Genomic DNA, 20470 nt, shown 5'->3' on the forward strand with positions numbered 1-20470 from the left:
ATGCGACCATTATTAATTACCCTTATTTTTCTAGCTACCTTAAGCACCTCCTGTAGTAACAAAAACAAAACGCTATTTAAGGTATTACCTGCATCCAAAACCGGAATCTATTTTAATAATAAAATCACGGAAACCGATAGCTTCAATATCATTACCAGTGAGTATATTTTCAATGGAGGCGGTGTAGCTTCTGGGGATTTTAATAATGATGGGTTGCCAGATATTTTCTTTTCGGGAAACCAAGTACCCAACAAACTTTACCTAAACAAAGGCAATCTTAAATTTGAAGACATTTCTGAAAAAGCAGGTATACAAGCACAAAATAGTTGGAATACAGGCGTAGCCGTAGTAGACATCAATAGCGATGGTTGGCTAGATATTTATGTATGTTCTGCTATGCTTCCTACAGACAATGAAAAAAAGAACAAACTTTTTGTTAATCAAGGAACAGACAATTCTGGGGTTCCAGTGTTTAAAGAGGAGGCCGAAGCCTATGGTATTGCGGGGAAACACAATAGTATGAACGCTACATTTTTTGACTACGACAAGGATGGCCTATTGGATTTATATGTATTAAACAATGTGGATATCCATGTACTGCCAGCGCACTATAGAGAAAAAATAATTGACGGTTCCTCTCTTAGTAATGATAAGCTTTACCGGAATAATGGTAATGGCACTTTTACTGATGTAACGTTGAAAGCGGGTATTGTATATGAAGGTTATGGTTTGGGGTTAGCCATATCTGATATTAATTATGATGGTTGGCCAGATATATATGTAAGCAACGACTACCTTACCAATGATTTACTTTACATCAACAACCAAGATGGTACGTTTTCTAATAACATAAGTGATTTTATTAAACATCAGAGTAAATTTTCCATGGGCTCAGATATTGCGGATTATGACAACGATGGGCTGGTAGACATAATTACTCTAGACATGTTGGGAGAAACCAACGAACGTCTTAAAACTACAATTCCAAACAATAAATACACCGGTTACATTTTAAATGAAAAATTTGGCTATGATTATCAATACATGCGAAATATGCTTCAAAAGGGTAATGGCGCGGACCTACCTTTTAGCGAAGTTGGCTTAATGGCTGGTGTAGCCAAAACCGACTGGAGCTGGTCTCCCCTTTTTGCAGACATGGATAACGATGGCCATAAAGACCTCTTAATAACCAACGGTTTTCCTAGAGACATTACCGATTTGGATTTTGGGGAATTTAAATTTAACGTAAGCCGATATTTAACACCTGTTCAAATTTTAGATAGTATACCTACTATTAAGATACCAAACTATGCCTACAAAAACATTGGCGAAAACAAGTTTAATGATGTTGGCCGCAATTGGGGATTAGATATTCCATCTTTTTCAAATGGGGCCGTATTCTCAGATTTAGACTTAGATGGAGATTTAGACTACATAGTCAATAATATTAATGATGAAGCATTTCTTTTTGAAAACAAATCTGATAAAATACCTAATCCCAACAATTACCTTTCTATCAATTTAAAGGGACCAAAAGCAAATCCTCTGGGTATTGGTTCAAAATTGGCGTTATGGTATGGTAATGGAAAAATGCAAATTAAAGAGCAATACCTTTCTAGAGGGTACATGTCTTCCGTAGACCCTACCCTTGTTTTTGGAATTGGCTACGAAGTAGCTATTGATAGTTTGGAAATTATATGGCCAGATGGCAAACATCAAACTGTCCGCACTCCAAAATCAAATAATTCTATCACCCTAAAACATTTGGATGCTAAAGTTATAGATAGATCTAAGTCTCACTTCCCTTTTAAACCTGCAAAAAATACAGCAACTTTATTTAATGATGTTACAGATGAAATAACAAATGGGTTTATTCATGAAGAATTAGATATTGTAGACTACAACGTACAAAGAATACTACCTCATAAATTAACTCAAAACGGTCCTTCATTAGCTAAAGGCGACATTAATGGTGATGGTTTGGAAGATTTTATAGTAGGTAGTTCTTCTGGGTATTCTCCAACTATTTTCTTTCAAACCAGTACAAGTAGCTTTACCCAAAAAAAGCTTTTTAGTTTGGAGGAGGATAAAAAATACGAGGAAGAAAGCCTGGTATTGTTTGATTTGGAAAACGATGGTGATTTAGACTTGTACCTAGTTTCTGGCAGTAATGAATTTCAACCCAATAGCATTTATTATAAAGACAGATTATTAATTAACGATGGTAATGGAAATTTCAATATTTCACAAAACTATATACCTGAAATTTCCTCTAGCGGCTCTATAGCCATAGCCAACGATTTTGATAGCGATGGATTCACCGATATTTTTATCGGGGGTAGAACACCTTTTGGAAAATACCCCATGGCAGACCAAAGCTTTCTACTGAAAAACGATAAGGGAAAACTAAAGGATGTTACCGAAGAAATAGCGCCAGAGTTAAAACATATAGGAATGGTAACCGATGCCATATGGGAAGACGTAAATGGAGACACTACTTTAGATTTGATTCTTGTTGGCGAATTAATGCCCGTTACCATTTTTATTAATGAAAATTCAAAATTCAGAAAACTAGAACAGACAGGTTTAGAGCAATATAAAGGTTGGTGGGAAAGTATTGCGGCAGGGGACTTTGACAATGATGGGGACGTTGATTTTGTAATAGGAAATTTGGGTGAAAATAACTTTTACCAACCATCTCAAAAAAATCCAATTACTGTAATCGCAAAAGATTTTGACAAAAATGGAACCATAGACCCGGTAATGTTTGCCCATTTTAGACCAACATATAAAGACACGAATACAAAAGCGTTTCCCGTAAATTTTTGGGGTGATCTTTATGGTCAAAGTCCGCTTTTTAGATCAAAGTTCAATTCATATAAAACCTATTCTAGGGCAACGATAGATTCTCTTTTCAAAAAAGAAGAATTGGAGGGAACTACAAAATTATTAGGCAATCATGACCAATCAGTGGTTGTAGAGAATCTTGGAAACAATAAATTTAAAATTGTTCCACTTCCTTGGCAAGCTCAGATTGCTCCTATTAACAAGACATTGGTAAGAGATATTAATAAAGATGGCAACCAAGATATTCTATTGATTGGAAATGACTTTGGTAATGAGATTTTTATTGGCAGATTGGATGCATTTAATGGAAGTTTAATGTTAGGGGATGGTACTGGTAATTTTTCTGCGGTCACGACTTTGGATTCGGGCTTTTTTGTTTCTGAAGATGCCAAAGACATGATAGCGATAAATAACAAGCAAGGAGATGAATATGTAATTGTTTCACAAAACAGAGGACCTCTAAAGGTTTTTAAATATAGACAACGTGCATTACCCAATCCTTTGAAAAACAAAAGGAATTAGGGGTTTACCAACATATTCTCCAATACTAGAAGGTCAGTATAAGAAGTACGCCATTCCTTTTTAATATCAATAGGAACAGGAATAAAATTATAGGCAAAACTACTAAGTACGATATCCATATCTCCGTCCCCATCAATATCGTCACTATCAATTAACATCCATCTATTGGAATTAGCCTTGTTTAATCCAAAAGGTTTAAACTCCAATGAAACCCCACCTAGGTTTTGAAGATACACAAAAGATAAGGGAGCTTTACTCTCATAATCTGGAAAAGAGGATACAATTGCAAAATCTACATCTCCATCTTGGTCAAAATCTGCACTTGTAAATCTTGTAGCACCAAACATGGGATAAAAATAAGCTTCTTTATACCCCCCATTCCCAACGTTTAAATGTATGCGAAGGCCATGATAAGGTTTTTGCACATACGTTTTATCGGCATTATCGCCATGCACGGTAACAATATCTTCCAACCCATCATTGTTCACATCAACCAGCTCCATCCAACTAGTTCCATAGGCCGGATCAAACTGTAGAAGTTGTTTTTGAACAAAAACTAAAGAGTCGGTTTGATATAACACAGATACATTCTCGTTTCCTTGACCGCTAAGTACCAAAACATCCAATTTTTCGTCATTGTTCATGTCTTTAACAATGGTTCTGGTGACACCCGGTAATCCAATTAGTGTTCTTTTTTTATAGGTACCATCCTTTAATTGACTAAATAAAGAAAGTTCTCCTGTTAGATGTCCAAATTCACAAATCAAAAATTCCTTTTTTCCGTTTTGGTCTAAATCTACCATGGAAAAATTCACTGGTCTATGCAAACTATCTAATAACCGCTCAAATGTATTTGGCCCTTGCTTTAAGAGTTTACCAAGTTTTTGCTCAGAAGGATTTAGCTTACCTACTAAAGCTACAAGTTTAGAATTTTCATCCAAATTATATGTTGTAACAACTCCATTAAACTGTTCCCTTTGTAACACCTTTTTATTTTTAGATTGGTATGTAATTACCTCTCCGTCTAGAAAACCAGCAACCAAAGTATCTTTTTCAAGGCTCAAAAAGGATATTGAAGAACCCATTTTACCATCTAGATCAATTTCGGATGGTTTAAAATTTGGAATTTCTTGTAGTTTTTTATTGACAAAATCAAGATTTAAACTATCGGGAGCTACACTTAAAATATATTCTTCAAGAAGCAACCAGTCTTCTGTACTAATCCTAGGTGGCGTTTCAAACACACCGGAACGTATCATTTGCCCTTGCTCTACATATGAAAAACCCTGATAAGGATTAAAACCGGATTCTCGGATACCCATTCTTCCTGCCATCTCTGGCAACACTTTACTTTCCCATAATTCTTTAGGTAGGTTATTTACTTTTGGCAGTTTATGACAACTAGCACATTCACTTTCAAAAAGAGCCTTTCCACTTTTCTTTTTTTCTTCGCATGAAAACAAAATCAAAACAGAAATTAATGATAACACATATATTGAATAGGAATAATTGTAAAAATGCCTCATTTGCCTAAATGGTAAAGCTATAATTTTAAATGAATATTTGATCTTATTCCAAAGTTTAGAATTTCCCAGCTAACCCATCACTTCCTTGAGTATATTTTAGGCAAAAATAATCACGAAGTCCTTTTTCAATAAAACAAATTTTTGTTAATGTTTTTAACAAATGAACTGTGAGAATTTTTTGATAAGATCCAATAATACGACATTTATAATTCCCCAAATTAAGTGTTCACTATACACCTTTTACTGTTAAAAACTCAATACACCCCTAGGTTCAATTATTAATTATGTAATTTGAAGTAGGTTTGATTATTATACCCATAATTTGTTAAATTTATTCACACGAAACCGTTTTCGTAAGATTTAGAGGTAGACAGATTAAGGTTTTAACATTTATTTTATATATGTTTAACTCTTAAATTTAAAATTAACTAAACTTAAAATTAATTATTTATGAAGATTACGCTACTAAAAAGCTTGTTCTTGCTAGGTGCATTCATATGCTTTAGTGGACTACAAGCTCAGACAGTATCCGGTACAGTTTCGGATGCGAGCGGACCTTTACCAGGAGCAAGTGTCTTGGTGAAAGGTACTACCAATGGTACGCAAACAGATTTTGATGGTAATTATACCCTAAATAATGTAGCTGATGGCGCAACATTGGTCTTTAGCTACATTGGTTATTCTACCAAAGAGATTGCGGTAAATGGTCAAAGCAGCATCAATGTAACCCTTTCCGAAGATGCCCAAGCGTTAGACGAAGTTGTTATAGTTGGTTACGGTACCCAGGTGAGAAAAGAAATCACTACAGCAGTAACCAGTGTAAGCACAGAAGATTTTAACCAAGGTGTTATTAATGAACCTACACAATTGTTACAAGGTAAGGTTGCTGGTCTTAACATTGTAAACAAAGGTGGAAATCCAAATGATGCTCCTGTAATTAGACTTAGAGGTATCTCTACGGTTGGTGGTAATGCTGAACCACTTGTTGTTATTGATGGTGTTTTAGGTCAATCTTTACAAAATGTAGACCCAAGTGATATTGAAAATATTACAGTATTGAAAGATGGTTCTGCTGCTGCTATATATGGTACGCGTGGTTCTGCTGGGGTTATTTTGGTAACCACTAAATCTGGTGGTGCAAACCAACCGTTTAAAATAAATTATAACGGACAGTTCTCTACTCAATTTGCGGCAAACCAAATTGAATTAATGGATAGAGAGGAGTTTTTAGCTGCGGGTGGTACTGATTTAGGCAGTGACACAGACTGGAGAGACGAAGTTACTCGTAATGCTGTTACTCAAGTGCACAACATTGCTGCTACTGGTGGCTCTGAAGATGCTAATTACCGTGTTTCTTTGAACTTTAGAGATACTGAAGGTATTTTAAAGAATAGCGGTTTTCAGCAATTTAATGCTAGAACAAAGCTTACTGGAAAAATTCTTAATGATAAATTAAGAGTTACTTTCAACTCTGCACTAACAAACAGAGAGAGTGATTTTGGATTTAATGAAGCTTTACGTTATGCAGTTGTTTATAACCCTACCGCTCCGGTATTTGGTGCTGATGCCCCTTTCGCTTTCAATTCACCACAATTTGGAGGTTATTTTGAAACTTTGGGTCTTTTTGATAGTTTCAACCCTGTTTCTATTTTAGAACAAAATAAAAACACCGGGGTAACAAACACATTAAACTATACACTAGATTTCAAATACACCATTAGTGATGCATTAACTGCAACCTTAACAGCTGGTGAGCAAAAAGCCAAAGGTACTAATAGACAATACTACCCAACTACTAGTTTCTTTCGTGGTAACGCTGTAAGCCCATTTAGAAAAGGTAGAGCGGATTTCACCACGTTTGAGAACAACAACCGCTCTTTAGAGTTTTATGTTGACTTTAACAAGCAATTCTCAGAGAAATTTAAATTAGGAGTTACTGGTGGATACTCTTTCCAAGAGTTTGATAGCAATGGTTACTACTTACAAATAGGAGATTTCCCTCCTGGCGTTGACTTTGATTTTAGTAATGCTATTGAAGTGTCACAAGATTTATTAGAGGCTGGGCGTATTCAAGCAAACAGCTACAGAAATGATGATGACAGAATTATCGCCTTCTTTGCAAGAGCTAATGCAACTTTTGACGACGCTATATATTTAAATGCGTCTTTGAGAAGAGAAGGATCTAGCCGTTTTGGTGCAGATGAACAATGGGGTCTTTTCCCATCTATAGCTGTAGGTGCGGACCTTAACAAGTACTTAGAATTAGATAACGTAAACCTGTTAAAGGCTCGTGTTGGATATGGTGTAACTGGAGCAACTCCGAGAAACGTTGGTTTGTCTCAAACAACCTTCAGTGTAGCCAACGGTCCTAACGGATTTGGTTCTGCGGCAACAGGTTTAGGAACAAGAGCTCCAAACCCTGGATTAAAATGGGAAGAAAAAAGAGAGCTTAACTTCGGTATCGAATTCGCAATGGATAGAATGTCTGCAACTTTAGACCTATATAATAGAGATGTTGTAGACTTCATTACAGAAGTAAATATAGATGCTGCAGCAAACCAAGGTTTCAGCACACAATTCCAAAACGGTGGTGAATTAAATACAAAAGGTATTGAATTAAGCTTAAACTATGACGTTATCAAAAACGATGATATGTCCTATAATTCTGGTTTAATCTTCTCTACCTATAAATCTACACTAGAAGAAAACACTGGAGGTACTAGAACTATAGCAAATTTAGGTGCTCCTGGTCAAAATGACACCAACGTTATTTTAGTTAAAGAAGGTGAAGAAGTTGGTCAAATTTGGGGTCCTAGATTTTCTGGAGAAGTAGACGCTAACGGTTCTCCAATTCTTGTAGATTTAAATGGTGACGGTGAATTGGTTACTGCCCAAGGAGATGCTTTAGCAGAAAACGCCGACTTTGAAGTGCTGGGTAAAGGTTTACCTGATTTTACTCTAGGTTGGACTAACCAATTTCAAATGGGCAACTGGGATGTAAACATGTTCTGGAGAGGAGCATTTGGACATAGCTTGGTGAACGCCTTTAGAGCATTCTACGAGCCAAGAATCGGGTCTCAGTCTTCATACAATTTTGTTAACACAGATTTAGCCAGAGACGACATCAGAACAGCTCAATTTAGCTCCTACTATGTAGAAAAAGCAAGTTTCTTTAGATTAGACAACTTGTCAATTGGTTACAACTTAGACTTAGGCTTAGATTACATAAAAGGAGCAAGAATTTCTATTGCTGGCCAAAACTTATGGACAATTACCAATTATACGGGTACAGACCCAGAGGCTTCTTTACAAGATTTTGGCCCTGTAGATAATGGTGCTGTTTTGGATACAAGTACGCCACAAGTACTTGCTCCTGGGGTAGACCGTAGATATAACTACTTTACAAGTACGACTTTTACCTTAGGATTAAACATTAATTTCTAAAAAAAAAGCAATGAAAAGAATTATAAGATCAACATATATTGTCGGGGCCTTGCTTTTAGGAGTTTCGTGTACCGATTTAGATGAAACACTAGAAGATGAATTTACCACAGAATTCTCTGATAATGGTGTTCAAGTAATAGAAGGTGCTACTGAAGGTGGCGGACAAGTTCCTGCCGCGCTTCAGGCAGCTTATGGAAGATTAAGAGGTGGTTCTGCCAATCATGGAGGATACTATTCCGTACAAACCGTTTCTTCTGACGAAATGGCCATAGGCCAAAAAGGTGGTGACTGGTTTGATGGTGGTATTTGGTTACGTATGCATAGACACACCTATGGGTCCGCCAACGGTCCATTAAATAACATGTGGACAGAAACTTATGCTGGTATCTCTGAAGCAAACTTAGCATTAGAGGGTAGCCTAACTGCTGCTGAAGAAGCACAAGCTAGAACAATTAGAGCATTATTTTACTGGAGGTTACTAGACACTTTCGGTCGTGTTAAAATAATTACTTCATCTACTGGTGATGCTCCTCAAGCCACCAGACAAGAAGTTTATGATTTTGTAGAGAGCGAATTGCTAGATGTCTTGGGTATAACTGCGGTTACAGCTTCCATGGATTTATCAGGAAGTGCCCTAGGTACAGATGCTGACCCTTATGTAATAAATCAGTATGCTGCATTGGGGCTATTGGCTAAATTGTACCTAAATGCTGAAGTTTACACGGGTACCGCCATGTATAATGAAGCTGATTGGGCCGCATCTTATATAATAGATAATGGACCTTACCAAATTTGTGGAGAAGGTTGTACGGTAACAAATTTAGCTAAAAGACCGGCTGTTGATAGTGATCCAGAAAATTTAGAAGGATACTCAGCTGTTTTTGCACCGAACAACCAATACAATCCAGAATTGATTTGGGCTATTTTCTATGACGAAACTTCAGCTACAGGTATGAACTTTAGTCAGATGAACTTTCACTATAGTACTCAGCTTACTTACGCATTAGACCAACAGCCATGGAATGGTTATCAAGTATTAGAGGAGTTCTATAATAGCTATGATGATGCTGATGCCAGAAAGCAAGCTAGCTTTTTAGCTGGAGCTCAAACCGATTTTGATGGTGCTGCGTTATTAGATTATGCTTCTGATGACCCAACCCTTGTTGTAGAATACACTCCAGAAATCAGCGAATTAGAGCCTAACTCTCCTAGACAGAGCGGTGTAAGAGCTGCTAAATTTAGTCTACAGTTGTTCGGTCGTCAAGAAATGAATAATGATTATCCTCTTTTCCGTCTTGGTCAAGTTTACCTTATTAGAGGTGAAGCTAGAGCTAGAGCAGCAGGAGATTGGAGCTTGGCGTTACCAGATGTGAACATCACAAGAGAAAGAGCTGGTTTACCTGCTGCCACCACTATGGATGCAGATACATTCTTAGAAGAGAGAGGCCACGAAATGTTCCAAGAATCTGCTAGAAGAACTGACTTGATCCGTTTTGGGAAATACGGAGAAGCTTGGTGGGAAAAAGGTGCTAGTGATGCTAGTAAAACAATTTTCCCTATTCCACAAGATCAAATTAATGCTTCTAATGGTACCCTAACACAGAATCCGGGCTACTAAACAGAATCTTAATTAGTAATTTTAAAGGGTTGTTCAATAGAACAACCCTTTTTTTACTCCAATAAATGAGCAGACTCTTATTATTATCCTTTTTAATAGTCCTATTTACTTCTTGTAACAAAGAGGAAAACCAAAACCTTACTAAAAGAGATTCACTCTTCATGTTAAAGGACAGTAATGTAACTGGTATTTACTTTAATAACGAGTTAACCTATACGGAAGATTTCAACCCTTATCTATATAGGAATTTCTATAATGGTGGAGGCGTTGCTATAGGCGATATAAATAATGATGGCTTAAATGATATTTATTTTACCGGCAATCAAGTAGGCAACAAACTCTATCTAAATAAAGGGAACTTTACTTTCCAAGATATCACTCTAAAAGCAGGTGTAGCATGTAATAATATTTGGTCTACAGGTGCAACCATTGTAGACGTTAATGGAGATGGGCTACAAGATATCTATGTTTGCAAAGCAGGACCGCCAGGAGGTACAAACCGCGCTAACGAGTTGTTTATTAACCAGGGAGACCTAACTTTTAAGGAGGAGGCTAAAAAATATGGTTTAGCAGTGAAAGGCCTTTCCGTGCAAGCTTCATTTTTTGATTATGACAAAGATGGGGACCTTGACTGCTACTTGCTTAATAATTCACTAAAAGCGGTGGGCGGTTTCGACCTTATAAAAGACCAAAGAACTATTCCGGATAAAAGCGGTAATGGAAACAAATTTTTTATTAATGATGGTGGCAAATTTATTGAAGCATCTGAAAAGGTTGGTATTTACACTAGTAATATAGGATTCGGATTAGGAATTACCCTTGGAGATTTTAATGATGACCATTGGACAGACATTTTCATATCCAATGATTTTTTTGAAAGAGATTACTTATATATCAACAAACAAGATGGTACTTTTTCCGAACAATTAGAAATTTACTTTTCATCCATATCCATGGGTTCCATGGGTGCGGACCTAGCTGACTTGAATAACGACCTAAAACCAGAATTAGTGGTAACAGAAATGCTACCCTTAACCGAGGAGCGAAGAAAAACAAAGACCATTTATGAAAACTGGGATAAACAGCAACTAGCTGTAAAAAAAGGATACTTCAACCAATTTTCCAGGAACACCTTACAAACCAATTTAGGCAACAAAAACTACGTTGATATAAGTAGGGCTAGTGGGATAGCCGGAACAGAATGGAGTTGGAGCGCACTCTTTTTTGATGCCAATAACGATGGCCTAAAAGATGTATTTATATCAAATGGAATTTATAAAGACCTTTTAGATAGAGACTACCTTTCATTTGAAGCAAATGATCAAGTCATTTCAGAAAAAATAAGAAATAAGGAACCAGATGTTATCAAAAAATTAATTGATGCCATGCCTAGCCAAGCCGTACCTAACCAAATGTTTCAAAATAACGGTGGATTGAATTTTACTTCTGTAAATACAAAGTGGGGATTAGACAAACCTAGTTTTAGCAATGGCAGTGTTTATTCTGATTTAGATAATGATGGAGACCTAGATTTGGTAGTTAATAACGTAAACATGCCTTCTTTTGTCTATGAAAACACCAGCAAAAATCATAACAATACGTTAAGGCTTTCGTTAAAGCAGAATGGCGACAACAATCAAGCTATAGGAGCTCAATTTTATTTTCGAAAAAATGGCACTACTATTAAACTAGAAGACAATTATATTACGAAAGGTTTTCAAAGTAGTATTTCTAGTACCTTACTAGTTAGCATGAAAAAAGAAGAATTGGCAGATAGCCTTTATATTGTTTGGCCAAACAATGATTTAACGGCTCATGCTTTAAATTGGGACCTAAAACAACTCACAATACAAAAAGAGCAACATACTATTCTAGATATTAACAAGTTACCACCAACCAACAAAGAACGCATTCTAATTCCCGCGGATTCTTTATTTGCGTTTGAGCACAAAGAAAATGTATTTTCAGACTTTAATAAAGAAAGGTTATTACCCCAAATGTATAGCAATGAAGGTCCGGGTATAGCCACTGCAGATTTAAACCAAGATGGTATTACAGACGTATTCGTTGGAGGGGCAAAATTTCAATCATCCTCCCTATTTCTTTCCAATGGTGCAAAAGACTTTTTGGAAAATACCACTTTTTTTGAGCCGGACAATAGATCAGAGGTAACTAAAGCCATTTTCATTGATGCAGATAATGATGGGGACCAAGATTTGTACGTGGGCCACGGTGGAAAAGCATTTGCTAACCAAGCAACTGAACTAGATGACGTATTATACCTAAACGACAGGAATAGTTTTACAAAAAGTAAGTTACAACCCAAGTTTCCAAAAAAAATAAATACAGGAGCTATTGCCAAAGGAGATATTGATAACGATGGTGATATAGACCTAGTGGTAGGTGAGCGTTTTATTACCGCCACCTATGGCTTACCAGGATCAATTTACATTCTAAGAAACAATGGTAATGGCCAATTTACAGTAGAATCACCCAAAGAATTAAAAGACATTGGGATGATTACATCATTGCTTTTACAAGACATAAATGATGATCAAAAATTAGATATTGTAGCCGCCGGTGAATGGATGTCTCCTAAAATATTCCTTTACGCCAATGAATCTTATAAGGACGCTACGAGTACTTATGGCCTAGCTAACCAGAATGGCCTTTGGACATCCTTATTCCTGCAAGATGTAGACAAAGACGGCGATTTAGATTTATTGGCCGGAAATATAGGCACCAACAACTTTTTTTCCAACGATATGAAAATGTACGTTGGAGACTTTGACCATAATGGATTTGTAGAACAAATTATATGCAAAGAATTAAATGGCTTATACTTTCCCATTGTAGATAAAGATGAGCTTATAGCACAAATACCCTCATTAAAAAAGAAATTTGTATACTACAAGGACTACGCAAATACAGATATAAGTCAATTTTTTAGTCCAGAGGTATTAAAGAATGCAAGAAATCTAAGCCTTACTACCTTAGAAAGCACTTTATTTATAAATGATGGAGATAAATTTACTGCCCAAACACTACCGCAACCCTTACAATTAAGTCCTATATATACCATAAAGGCAATTGATATTGATGAAGATGGGGAAATGGACTTAATTTTTGGAGGTAATCAATTTTTAGTTAAACCTCAATTTGGTAGTTATGATGCTTCTAGAGGTTGGGTTATATTTGGCACTAAAAACGGTAATCTAGAAGGCAAACCTATATCTCTTCAAATTAAAGGGCAAATAAGAGATTTTGCTTGGATTAAAAATCGCTTGACAGTTTTTTTAAATAATCAAAAAGTAATGTTTTATGATGTTAAGAAATAGCTTGTTGATGTTTACATTATCTGTTGTAATTCTGGTTAGTTGCGATAAGAAATCCAAATACGAACAAGTAGTGTTGGAGGAAAAAGCAACTGGTAAAATCTATGACAGTCTTTTTTTTGACTTTACTTTTGGACAAACAAAACAACAGTTCTTTAATCAGTGCTGGCAATTAAACAACCAGCAAAAAGTTTCACAGGGACCACAAAACAGTTTTGTACAATATATACTGCCCAAATCTCCAAAAGACAGCGCAACATCTAGTATTGTAATGCTCTTCTACGGTATTTTTGATAAAGACCAAATTATGACAGGGATGGATTTTAAATTTTACCATAGTGGTTGGTCTATGTGGAATAAGGATTTGCAGGCAGAAAAGCTCTTGCCTCAAGTTAGAGATTCTCTTTTAAAATGGTATCCAGGGAACGATTTTTTCGAAGTTAAGGGCAAAAACAGTTCCGAAACATTTTTAACTAAAGTAGATGGTAATCGTAGAATCGTAATTGAACCGCTAAAAGACACCAAAGATATTGATGTTAGAATAGACGATTTAAGATATGAACAAAAGACAAAATAATAAATTGATGAAGTATACAGGATATTTAAGTTTATTGATTCTCATCATTTCATGTTCTAAATCTGACAAAAAACCAGATACACTTTTTGTATTAACAGACAGTACAGCAACCGGTATTTCATTTAGTAATGAGTTAACCTATACCAATGATTTTAATGTATACAAATACAGAAACTTCTATAACGGTGGTGGCGTGGCTTTAGGGGATATTAACAATGATGGTCTTTTAGACATTTACATGACAGCCAATCAAAAGGAAAACAAATTATTTTTGAATAAAGGTAATTTTACTTTTGAAGATATTACCAAAACTGCCAAAGTTGCTGGCAACAAACCCTGGTCTACTGGTGTAACCATGGTAGATATAAATGCCGATGGAAACTTAGATATATACGTATGTAATTCCGGTAATTTAGATGGTACAAACAAACAAAACGAGCTTTTTATTAATAATGGCGATGGTACGTTTATAGAACAAGCTGCAGCCTACGGTCTGGACGATAAAGGTTTTTCTACACATGCTTCTTTCTTTGACTATGATAAAGACGGGGATTTAGATGCCTATATTTTGAACAATTCTTATCAAGCCATTGGCAGCTTTGACCTTAGAAGAGTAGAAAGACCCAAAAAAGACCTTTTGGGAGGCGATAAGTTACTTAGAAACGACAATGGGAAATTTGTTGATGTTAGCCAAGAAGCAGGTATTTATGGTAGTGTCATTGGCTTTGGACTGGGTGTTACTGTAGGTGACGTAAATAATGATGGCTGGGAAGATATTTATATTTCAAATGATTTTTTTGAGCGAGACTATCTATACATAAACCAGCAAAATGGAAGCTTTAAAGAAGACCTAGAAAATCAAATTTCTAGTACAAGTGCAGCCTCAATGGGAGCAGATATGGCAGACATCAACAATGATGGATATAACGATATTTTTGTAACAGATATGCTTCCATCAAAATATGAAAGACTAAAAACAGTCACAACATTTGAAGATTGGAATAGATATCGTTTAAAAGTTAATAATGATTATCACCATCAGTTTACACGCAATACTTTTCAATTAAATAATGCCAATGGGTCTTTTAGTGAAATAAGTAGGTTAAGTGGTGTTAATGCGTCTGATTGGAGTTGGGGTGCTTTGCTGTTCGACATGGACAATGACGGGTATAAAGATTTGTTTATCGCCAACGGTATTTACAGAGATATAACTAACCAAGATTACCTACAGTATATTTCCAATGAAGAAATAATGAAATCCATTGTAAACAACAATACCGTGGATTATAAAAAGCTCATAGAAATTATCCCATCTAATAAAGTGGCAAATCATGCCTATAAAAATTCTGGTGGTCTGCTTTTTGAAAATTTTGAAAATAGTGGCCTATGGACCCCTAGCTTTTCAAATGGATCCGCTTATGGAGATTTAGATAATGATGGCGATTTAGATTTAATCGTGAACAACGTTAATATGCAAGCGTTTGTCTATAAGAATACAGCAGTAGAAAAGACAAATGGCCATTACATTAAATTCGATTTAAAAGGCGAAAAGAACAACCTCTTTGCAATAGGAGCCAAGATAGTTTTAGAAGATAACCAAGCTATAGAAAACCAACCAGCAAGGGGGTTTCAATCAAGTATAGATATAAGACCTAATTTTGGATTAAAAAACAATGATCCAGTATCTGGCATCATTATTTGGCCATCTGGCAAGGAGACCAAATTCAGCAATCTTGCACCAAATAAAACGTATGAGTTCTCAGAAAAAGATGCTGACATTAAAACACAACATGACCAGTTAAATACATCTGATTCTTATTTTTTTGAGCGTACTAATATTACTGACTTTAAGCATAAAGAAAATAAGTTTGTAGATTTTTACAAAGACAGGTTACTATATCATTTTTATAGTACCCAAGGACCAAAAATGGATAGTGGCGACATCAATGGTGATGGCATAGAAGATTTAATAATTGGTGGTTCTAAAGGGAATACTACGACCATACTTTTGGGTAACCCTTCAAATTACAAAGCTTTAGAGAATAATTTTTTTGATGCTAGCCTTAGACAAGAAGATACAGACGTTCTCCTATTTGATGCAGATAATGATGGAGACCTAGACCTCTATGTCTGTAGTGGAGGAATAGAATATGGAAGAAATTCCCAAGATTTTAAAGATCGGCTCTATTTTAATGACGGTAAAGGAAACTTTAACTTAAGTAGACAAATTTTACCAAACAATAAGGGTTTTTATAGCACGTCAACTGTAAAAAACACGGATATTGATGGAGATGGAGATCAGGATTTATTTGTTGGAGAGCGCTTAGTTCCTCTACAGTTTGGCCAAGCGTGTTCTGGATTTATCTTGTCCAATGACGGTAAAGGTAATTTTACGGACGTAACCACATCTGTTGCTCCCCAGTTAAAAAACTTGGGAATGATTACTGACGCCGAGTTTTCTGATATTGATAATGATGGAGATCAAGACTTAATTGTTATTGGAGAGTTTATGGGTATTAGCTTATTCGTAAATCAAGATGGAAAATTTAATTTAGATAATTCTAGTACTCTAAATCAGTACAAAGGTTGGTGGAATACCATAAAGAAAGTAGATTTAGATAATGATAACCTTCCTGATTTTGTTCTTGGTAATCAGGGTTTAAATAGTAGTTTTAAAGCAAGTAAGGATCTACCTATTACGCTATACACCAATGATTATGATGCAAATGGGTTCATAGATCCAATCCTTGCCTTTAGAAGCAAAGATGGAAAAGACTATCCGTATGCACTTCGGCACGATTTAATAGACCAAATAAAACCTTTAAAGAAGACATTCCCAGATTACAATAGTTTTAAGGACAAAAGCATGGATCAAATGTTTACTCCTGATCTGGTTAATTCTTCCAAGAAAATAGAAACCAATATTTTGGAGTCGGTTATCTTAAAAAACAAAGGTAATGGCGAATTTGAAGTAATTGTTTTACCCATAGAAGCTCAATTCACCTCTATTTTTTCAATTCAAAATTTGGATTATGATCATGACGGAGATCAAGATTTAATAGTTGCAGGTAATTTATTTGGGGTAAAACCAGAGGTTGGCAAATATGACGGTCTAAAGGGTCTAGTGTTGGAAAACAAAGGAGATTTTAAATTTGTTCCGCATAAAGACGGCCTTGGATTAAAAATAGAAGGTGAAGTTAGAGATATGCACATTATCAATAATATTTTGGTGGTCTCCAGAAACAATGATACTATTTTAACATTTGAATTAAAAGCGAATGATTAGAGTTAAGAAATCTGCCCTGTTTGTTTTAGTAATCCTCGTTTTTTTTTCGTGTACAGATAAAAAAGACATGTCTAAAGAAGTACAAATACAACCCGCCCATATTTATTTTAATTCATTGGACGCCTCTAAAACTGGAATAGAATTTATTAATAACCTAACTTTTAGAGATAGTTTAAACATTATAGATTACCTCTACTATTACAACGGTGGCGGGGTTGCGTTAGGCGATATAAATAATGATGGTTTGGATGACATTTACCTAAGTGCCAACCAATCTACGGACAAACTATATTTAAATCTTGGTGGTTTTAAATTTAAAGAAATTACCAAAGAAGCCGGTCTTAAAATAGACAGTACTTGGTCTAGCGGTGTTACTATGGAAGATATAAACAATGACGGCTTTTTAGACATCTATGTATGTAAGGTAGGCAAATATAAAGACCTTGACGCCAAAAACTTACTGTACATAAATAATGGAAACAACACCTTTACGGAAAAAGCTGAAACCTACGGTTTAGCGTTTAGTGGATTATCTACACAAGCTTCTTTTTTTGATATGGATAATGATGGTGATATGGACATGTATTTAATGAACCATTCTACCCACACAACACGTAGTTACAACAATATTAGCGCTAGAGATACCAACGATCCTATTTCAGGTGATCGTTTGTATGAAAATCTTCTTAGTGATGGCCAGCAAATTTTTAAGGATGTTACAGATAAATCTGGGATATATTCAAGTCCTCTTGGATATGGATTAGCCTTGAATACTTCGGATGTAAATGACGACGGCTATATTGATATATATGTAGGGAATGATTTTCATGAGAACGACTATTTGTATCTCAATCAAGGTGATAAAACGTTTAAAGAGGTAGGTCAGGACTATTTAGGGCATACTACACGCTTTACCATGGGTGTAGATGTAATGGATATGAATATGGACAACAAGCTAGATATATTTACGCTAGATATGATGCCCAACAATAACGAAATCTTCTTGAAATCAGGCGGTGAAGACTCGGATAAAGTTGCAAAAATAAAAGAGAATTATGGGTTTGGAGATCAGTATGCACGTAATACCTTTCAACTAAACCAAGGAGGCCACTTCACAGATGTTGCATTGCTTACCAATACTTTTGCCACGGATTGGAGCTGGAGTGTTTTGCTACAAGATTTTGACCTAGATGGCCTAAATGATATATACATTACCAATGGAATATATAAGCGCCCTAACGATTTAGACTATATTAAATACTTAAGTAATGTAGATTTTTCTTCATTTACCAAGGAGGAAACCACCAATATAAAGAAAGAGCTAATAGAAAAAATGCCTACGATTAAACTACCCAATACGGTGTTTAAAAATAATGGCAATTTAAATTTTGAACCCTTTACGCTAGAAGCGGGGCAAGAACCCTCCTATTCTAATGGAGCAGCATATTCTGACTTGGATAATGACGGCGACTTAGATCTTGTGGTAAATAACATAAACCAACCAGTTAGTATTCTAGAAAATACCAGTGAACGAGATAATAATAATTACTCCAGTTTAAAATTAGATGGCAATGAATTATTGCATAATACTAATGGCGCTAAAGTATATTTATATTCCAATAATAAAGTACAACGAAAAGATTTATCTACCGTAAAAGGTTTTCAGAGCACCTCAACTAGAATTTTAAGCTTTGGTCTAGGTAACAGCAATAAGATAGATTCTGTAAAGGTTAAATGGCTAGATGGTACGGAAGATGTATTTCTAAACGTTCCTTTAAACCAAACAACCGTACTTAATAAGACAGTAAAAGCCAAGAAACAAAGTACGCCACAATCCCTTAGCCATACTTTTACTACTTTCCCTTATGTTCATTTAGAAAACAACTATTTAGATTATGAAAGGGAGAGTTTAATTCCAGAAAAATTATCTACAGAAGGCCCCTGTGTCGTTTATGCGGATTTTAATAATGATAGTCTTCCAGATTTATATCTTGGAGGTGCTAAATATCAATCTCCCTCCTTATTTATAAACGCTGGCAATGGTGATTTTGAGCTTAAAAAAGTAGAAAGCCTATTAAAAGATGGGGTTTATGAAGACACGGATGCTGTTGCTTTGGATATTGACAATGATGGAGATTTAGACCTTTATGTTATGAGCGGAGGCAATGATAATGCAGAAGGAAGCGATTATCTTGAAGACAGAATATACATCAATGATGGTGCAGCCAATTTTAGACGCTTACCGTTAGATATGCTTAAGAACAATGGAGGAAGTGTTTCTACTATAGACTTTAATAAAGATGGTCATTTAGACCTCTTTATAGGCAATAGGTCTATACCAGGCGGTTACGGCCTATCACCATCTAGTTACATTCTAGCAAGTAACGGTAAAGGACAATTCAACGTTGCAGCAAAACTAAGAATGGGAATGGTAACTGACAGTCAATGGGCAGATATTAACCAAGATGGACTTCCAGACCTAGTTGTAGTGGGCGATTGGATGCCAGTTTCTATTTATCTGAATAAAGGGGAAAACAAGTTTGAAAATGCCACCCAAGATTTTGGATTGGAGAACACCAACGGAATGTGGAACACAGTAAAGGTAATCGATTTAAATAAAGATGGAAATTTAGAAATATTAGCAGGAAACACCGGCCTTAACCATAAATGGAAAGCATCCAAAGAAAAACCTATAAAACTTTATTTAGATGATTTTGATAAGAATACGCAATTAGACCCAATTATTTTTTATGACTTCTTTGGGTCGTACGTTCCATTCGCGAACAAAGACAACCTTTCTGGCCAAATACCGAGTCTTAAAAAAAGATTTCCAGATTATAGTTCTTTCGCGTCCGTAAATAGTCTAAATGATTTATTTCCTAATAAAGAAGAAACGGTTTTGGAGATAAAGGAAATTAAAGAATTAAGGTCTATGTTATTCAACTTGAAGAATGGCAAATATACCGGCACCGTTTTACCTGTACAGGCGCAATTTAGTACCATTGAAGATTTTGCTATTGACTTGGAAAAAAAGCAGATTCTTTACGTTGGCAATTACACTGGTTTTGTTAACGAACTCGGCAATACTGAGGCCAATGCTGGCGGTATTATCAAATATACCAATACATTGGATTTAAAACATAAAGAAAACTTAGAACTACCTCCATTTATAAATGCGAGAAAGATTATCCCTCTAAATAAAACAGATTATCTGGTATTAGTAAACAACGGCAGTAGTTATAAATTAAAACAAAGAAATTAAAAAGGGCTATCGATATATTTATCGATAGCCCTTTGCTTATTTTTCTTCTTTCA

The 20470-nt window shown here is 35.5% G+C and carries 8 protein-coding genes; 7 read left to right on the plus strand and 1 reads right to left on the minus strand.

Going from position 1 to position 20470, the window contains the following annotated elements:
* Positions 1-3369 (plus strand): VCBS repeat-containing protein, encoded by a 3369-nt coding sequence (locus BUL40_RS10640; protein ID WP_080319247.1) that lies wholly within the window; start codon positions 1-3, stop codon positions 3367-3369.
* On the opposite strand, the gene BUL40_RS10645 is transcribed toward BUL40_RS10640, so the two are convergent.
* Positions 3366-4895 (minus strand): FG-GAP repeat domain-containing protein, encoded by a 1530-nt coding sequence (locus tag BUL40_RS10645; RefSeq protein ID WP_080319248.1) that lies wholly within the window; start codon positions 4893-4895, stop codon positions 3366-3368. The genes BUL40_RS10640 and BUL40_RS10645 overlap by 4 nt on opposite strands.
* A 450-nt stretch (positions 4896-5345) precedes the next feature.
* Between BUL40_RS10645 and BUL40_RS10650 the strand changes: the two genes are divergently transcribed.
* The 6 genes from BUL40_RS10650 to BUL40_RS10675 all read left to right on the plus strand — a co-directional run bounded on the left by BUL40_RS10650 (position 5346) and on the right by BUL40_RS10675 (position 20417).
* A complete protein-coding gene (locus BUL40_RS10650; protein ID WP_080319249.1) occupies positions 5346-8339 on the plus strand; it encodes a SusC/RagA family TonB-linked outer membrane protein in 2994 nt (997 codons plus the stop codon).
* Positions 8340-8349: 10 nt separating this feature from the next.
* Positions 8350-9957, plus strand: a complete 1608-nt coding sequence (locus tag BUL40_RS10655; protein WP_080319250.1) for a RagB/SusD family nutrient uptake outer membrane protein — start codon at positions 8350-8352, stop codon at positions 9955-9957.
* 65 nt (positions 9958-10022) lie between these two features.
* Positions 10023-13295: an FG-GAP repeat domain-containing protein gene (locus BUL40_RS10660; RefSeq protein WP_080319251.1), complete on the plus strand. Its 3273-nt coding sequence runs from the start codon at positions 10023-10025 to the stop codon at positions 13293-13295.
* Positions 13279-13869 carry a hypothetical protein gene (locus BUL40_RS10665; RefSeq protein WP_080319252.1) on the plus strand — a complete coding sequence of 197 codons (591 nt, stop codon included), beginning with the start codon at positions 13279-13281 and terminating at the stop codon, positions 13867-13869. Before BUL40_RS10660 ends, BUL40_RS10665 begins: the two co-directional genes overlap by 17 nt.
* A 7-nt stretch (positions 13870-13876) precedes the next feature.
* The gene (locus BUL40_RS10670) at positions 13877-17155 is read left to right on the plus strand and encodes a VCBS repeat-containing protein (protein WP_244901860.1); all 3279 of its coding nucleotides are present in this window, start codon (positions 13877-13879) and stop codon (positions 17153-17155) included.
* Between the two features lie 67 nt (positions 17156-17222).
* On the plus strand, positions 17223-20417 hold the full coding sequence (locus BUL40_RS10675) for a VCBS repeat-containing protein (protein ID WP_244901861.1): 3195 nt from the start codon (positions 17223-17225) through the stop codon (positions 20415-20417).
* The last annotated feature ends 53 nt before the right edge of the window (positions 20418-20470 follow it).

Source organism: Croceivirga radicis (genome assembly GCF_002072105.2).
Lineage (GTDB): Bacteria > Bacteroidota > Bacteroidia > Flavobacteriales > Flavobacteriaceae > Croceivirga > Croceivirga radicis.

Excerpts from the sequence above, each read along its gene's own strand:
- BUL40_RS10640 (WP_080319247.1), top strand. The coding sequence starts at position 1 with ATGCGACCATTATTAATTACCCTTATTTTTCTAGCTACCTTAAGCACC.
- BUL40_RS10645 (WP_080319248.1), bottom strand. The coding sequence starts at position 4,895 with ATGAGGCATTTTTACAATTATTCCTATTCAATATATGTGTTATCATTA.
- BUL40_RS10650 (WP_080319249.1), top strand. The coding sequence starts at position 5,346 with ATGAAGATTACGCTACTAAAAAGCTTGTTCTTGCTAGGTGCATTCATA.
- BUL40_RS10655 (WP_080319250.1), top strand. The coding sequence starts at position 8,350 with ATGAAAAGAATTATAAGATCAACATATATTGTCGGGGCCTTGCTTTTA.
- BUL40_RS10660 (WP_080319251.1), top strand. The coding sequence starts at position 10,023 with ATGAGCAGACTCTTATTATTATCCTTTTTAATAGTCCTATTTACTTCT.
- BUL40_RS10665 (WP_080319252.1), top strand. The coding sequence starts at position 13,279 with ATGATGTTAAGAAATAGCTTGTTGATGTTTACATTATCTGTTGTAATT.
- BUL40_RS10670 (WP_244901860.1), top strand. The coding sequence starts at position 13,877 with ATGAAGTATACAGGATATTTAAGTTTATTGATTCTCATCATTTCATGT.
- BUL40_RS10675 (WP_244901861.1), top strand. The coding sequence starts at position 17,223 with ATGTCTAAAGAAGTACAAATACAACCCGCCCATATTTATTTTAATTCA.